Source organism: Leptolyngbya sp. FACHB-711, assembly GCF_014695615.1.
Classification (GTDB): Bacteria; Cyanobacteriota; Cyanobacteriia; order Elainellales; family Elainellaceae; genus Leptolyngbya_A.
This window is the reverse complement of record NZ_JACJOR010000199.1, coordinates 1-4,527: the sequence shown is the minus strand read 5'-3', so window position 1 is coordinate 4,527 and position 4,527 is coordinate 1. Positions and strand designations below refer to the sequence as shown.

At 47.4% G+C, this 4,527-nt stretch carries 2 protein-coding genes; both read right to left on the bottom strand.

Annotation, left to right across the window (positions count from 1 at the left end; all coding sequences use genetic code 11):
• Positions 1–433 precede the first annotated feature (433 nt).
• Positions 434–2,290, bottom strand: coding sequence for a YbaK/EbsC family protein (locus H6F80_RS07460; RefSeq protein ID WP_190790956.1), 1,857 nt, complete (start codon positions 2,288–2,290; stop codon positions 434–436).
• 305 nt (positions 2,291–2,595) lie between these two features.
• A partial coding sequence (locus tag H6F80_RS07455) for a tetratricopeptide repeat protein (protein WP_190790955.1) occupies positions 2,596–4,527 on the bottom strand: 1,932 nt, incomplete at its 5' end.

Sequence of the window (4,527 nt, the reverse complement as noted above, 5' to 3'; positions counted from 1 at the left end):
GGTGACATTGCAATTTACTGAAGCTTTGAAGCCGGTCAGGAGTGTAATCAAGAATAGTCGAGCCAGAAGCAAAAGTTAGATGTGTCGGTTTATCTAGATGAATCTTCCCTAGATAAACTGTCTCTGACTTGTTTTTTTCCTAGATGAGATTAGGATGGAAAGCTCTTATGTATAGCGAACCCTGTAAGCACCGCGATTCTAGCTTGAGCCCTTAGCTTGAACAGCGGCAGCTTGCAGCTACTTTATCAAACCATTACAACTCAAACTCCAATTTAAGAAGTTCGAGGAATCTGCTTCCGGCATTACTTAATTTTAAAGTTGATTTTGTATAGCATTGCTCTGTAGAACTAGGTTCGCTCTTGCTTCTGCACCCTGTCCTTAGTCACTAAGACACAGCCAATAAGACACGGATATGAATTATGTTTGTGTAAACCTAAAGCTCGATCGCCCGATATTGTTCAATAATTCTCAAGAAATCTGCTTTGCGAATTTTTAACGTTTTACGATTGTCACCAATCCCTGTGTAAAACCACTCGCAGGAATGCCCAACGATCGCCGCATCTACAAAAGTGAGCAGCGGAGTGGTTGCTTGAAAGCCAAAGGGCGCAATGCCGCCGATCGGAAATCCCAGCTCCAGCACTTCTTTTTCGGTGGCAAATTTCAGGTGGTGGGGACTGACGCGAAGCTGAGCCGCAACCTGGCTTTTGTTGATTCGTTTTTCAGACTGAAGCAGAATAACAATAAATTCTCCAGTTTTGCGGTTGTTAAAGACGATCGTTTTAATCATGCAGTTTGGAAAGTAGCCAATTTGCTGTTTCACTTCTTCCATTGACAGCACAGGCTCGTGTTCTTCAACACTATATTCTGCCTGATATTGTTTTAGAATGCGTTCAACATTGATATAGCCGTTGACTTCTCGATATGCTTTCTGAGCCGTGACAAATGCATAGTAGCCGTTCTGACTTTTGGGATTTTCTGACAGAACGCGATCGGCATGAATAAAAGCATTGCTGGCTTCGGCATCTTCCAGCATATTGTTTGGTAGCAGTGCCATGATCATCGGGTAGGTGACGATCGATTTGATATCAAAAATTTTGTTAATTTCGCCTTCAACGCCTTCGTCAAACAGCTTGCAGAAAATGTTAAATCGGGTTTTTTCGGTGAGCTGTACTTCGAGCGAATTGTTTTCTTTATCAATTTGAGCGACAAGAGCTGTATCGCGCCAGTTTGGTGTGACTTTGAGCGTAATGGCATTGGCATTGTAGAACGACAGGAAAATGTAGCCTCCCGGTTTTAGCCACTCGTAAAAGCGACGCAGCATCGAAGCCGTATCTTCAATAAAACTGCCCATGCCAAAGCTGGCAATCACAAGATCACATCTGCCGTAAAATTGCGCTTCGTCATTCAGCCGCTCGTACTCAAAATCGTTGACCGAAAAGAAGATATTGCGAATGTCTTTTTCGCGCTTGATCGAGTTTGCCTGCGCGATCATATTCGGCGAAAAATCGTAGCTGTAGACCGATTCAAAATGTCTGTAGAGCGTGAAGCTGTGCCGCCCCGTGCCGCATCCCACATCGATCGCCACTTCGCCTCGATTTTCTGCTCTCAGCTTTCGGATTAGCTCATTGAGCAAATCTTCCTCATAGCTCATCGTCTCGCGGGTGGCAATCTTGGTGTTGTAGTAGTGTTTGTCATAAATTGGGGCAGCCACTTCTGACAGCACCAGATGAAACATTTTCTTTAAGCGTTTAATGAGCCGTTCTGCAACCACATTGACAATAAGCGAATACTGCTGATTGTTTCCGGGTAGCGGCACAAAATAATTAAATGATCGTGTATGCCTAATTTCATCGACTTCGGGAATATCAATAAAAATTAAATCTGTGTTGTCCTGCTTCAGAATTTGCACGATTTCTGAGTCAACTGATACCATTGACCACAGCGTAACTCGATCGATATTGTCCCGGTATTGTAGTCCTTTGATCGATCGGCGCAGCGCAAATTCAAACTGCGTTTCCTGATACAAGCTAAAAATAATCAGCAGTCGATAAACTCTAGACCGATAAATTTCCGAAAACTCATCATACGGCTGAGCAAATTCCAGCAGAATGCAGTTGCTTGCGTCTAGCCCTAAGAGCCCATTTGTGCCGGAATTGTCTTTGACTGAGGAATGGTAAGGCTTGACTTCAAAGAATCGATTGGTTAATCCTTCTTCTTCAAATTTTGCCCGAATGGTTGAGACAATATGAGCAACATTGACCTGTATTTCAAGTGGACTTTGAGAGAGCATTATGTTTAATATCAGTCTTGGATGGAAAGGGAACAGTGTTTTTCTAAAATTTGATTGGGTAAGGTCTTTTTAGAGGCTGCTTGAGGAGCAATTCTTGAGAAGTAATTAAGGTGCTGCGTTGTATCTCCTCAACTCCCTAATTTTGGAAAACTTTGAATCTTGAAGGAGAGGCAGGAAAGATTGGCTTTTAAGAAGGGCTAGGGAAATCTCCAGGGTTGAAAGCCTACTACAAGCTAGTTCGAATAACGATCGTGACTTTTCAAGCATCCTCTCGATCTCAAATCTATTCATGAATTGCAAGCCTTCTAACTCAGCATCTTTCGTACCTTTTCGATTTGCCTCGGCGCGTGCATCTTCTGGTAAAGCTCGATCGCCATTGTAAAACTTGCCTGGCTTTCCTCCACGAGCCGCATTTTTTGATAGGTCAGCCCAAGCTGATAGTAAACTTCTGCCAGATCTGCTTTTGCGCCAATCTGGTCGAGCAAGCTGCGGGCGTTGCGCAGGTGGGCGATCCCGGTTTGAAACTGTCCCTTCGATCGTTCGATCACTGCCATGCCGTTCAATGCTTTTGCCTGCACGAGAACGTAGCGGCTTTGCTCGGCGAATTCTTGTGCGAGTCGATACATTTTGAGGGCGCGATCGGGTTCGCCCAGATTTTGATACGTGAGTCCCAGGAAGATGAGGCTGTAGCCGTATCCCCAGCTTGTGCCGTGAAAAATTTCAAACTCGCTCAGCACCTTTTGCATATATTGACGGGCGATTTGCGGTTGATGAAAGCAGGAATGCAGATACGCGAGACAAAACCAGGAACCCACTGCGTACAGATGACACTCGGTATGGAACGCGAGTTCCTGCACCTGCTCAAACAAATGCGCTGCCTCTTTCAGTTCCCACAGCTCGATCTGGCACAGTCCAGTATTAAATAAAGCCAGGATTTCCAAACTTCTAAGGTCATACTCTACGGCGATCGCTCTGGATTTTTCGTGACACTGCATCGCCTGCTGAATTCGTCCGGTAAACCAGTACAAATCGCCCAGATGGTTGTAGAGTTGGCTGAGGACGTAGCCTGGCTGAACCCGATCGATAATTTGCTCGATTGCGCTGGTCATGCGCTGCAAAATGCCAATTCGATAGGCAGCCACGCCCAAAGATTCTTCCGGTTCCCAGGGGCTATGTCGCCGATGCAAAATTACTCTGGCTGCTGCTTCATCGTCGTTGATTTGCAAGCAGTGATAGTAAGCTTCTAGGGCTGTCAGTGCGTCCTCGATCGTCCGAATGGTTCTCACCCGTGCCGTCCAAAACAGAGCCGCCTGCTGATTTACCAGTTGCCAGTCTGGACTTGCTTTGAGTCGGGCGATCGACTCTGCCTGAATTGCCGGATGCAGCCGATACTCGCCGTGATGCGATTCCACCAAAAACCAGTCGCGCAAACAGCGCAGAATTCGCCCATGCTGCTCTTCGGGTGCGTCCCATAAGAGACCAATCATGCCTTCGGGAGGCAGGGTGGCGATATCTTGAAAGCGGTAGCAGCCCAGGCGACAAAGCAGGCGATAGGCTTCCGGGTAAAGCTGCTGAAGGCGATCGAAGTGGCTGGCAATGAGATCCTGCAAATCAGTTTCGCACAGCAAATCGTCCTGGTGTGCCTGCCAGTAGGCGGTGAGGTCGCCTTCATAGTCAAGCCGTACCGCGCTGCTGAGGATGGTCATTGCTTTGGCATTGCCGCGATATGCCCCGTGCATTTGCTCCAGCGAAGTGAGGTCGGGCGGGATGTGCTGATGCTCAAAAAACTGTGCCCAGGCAGAGAGATCAAGCTGCGGCAAAACATAAGGATGCAGGTTCACCGTTGCTTCATGGACAGGTTCGCGGCTGGTAATCAGTGTGATTGACTGTGCGGCCGGATCGGTCAGCACTTCCAGCAGAGCAACGTAATTGCGGTGAGGCTTAAGCAAATGACCGCTGCGGTCGAGTGCCGTCTCAAAGTTATCGATCAAAATTCCCACCGATTGCTGGCGCAGCTTTTGCCGCAGCCGCTCGAGTGCCAGGCGAAAATCGGCCGTTGGGTCTTCTTGGAAGTAGCGTTGCAGCCATTCCTGCACCAGCATTTCTGCCGGGATTAAGTTCTGGCTTTCCTTTGCCATCCAGCCTTCTAGCTTCAGCGTGAAGTGATGCTGCCGCAAAAATTCCGATGCCAGTGTGGTTTTTCCCAGCCCCCCTTCTCCCAGAATTAAGATTGCCTT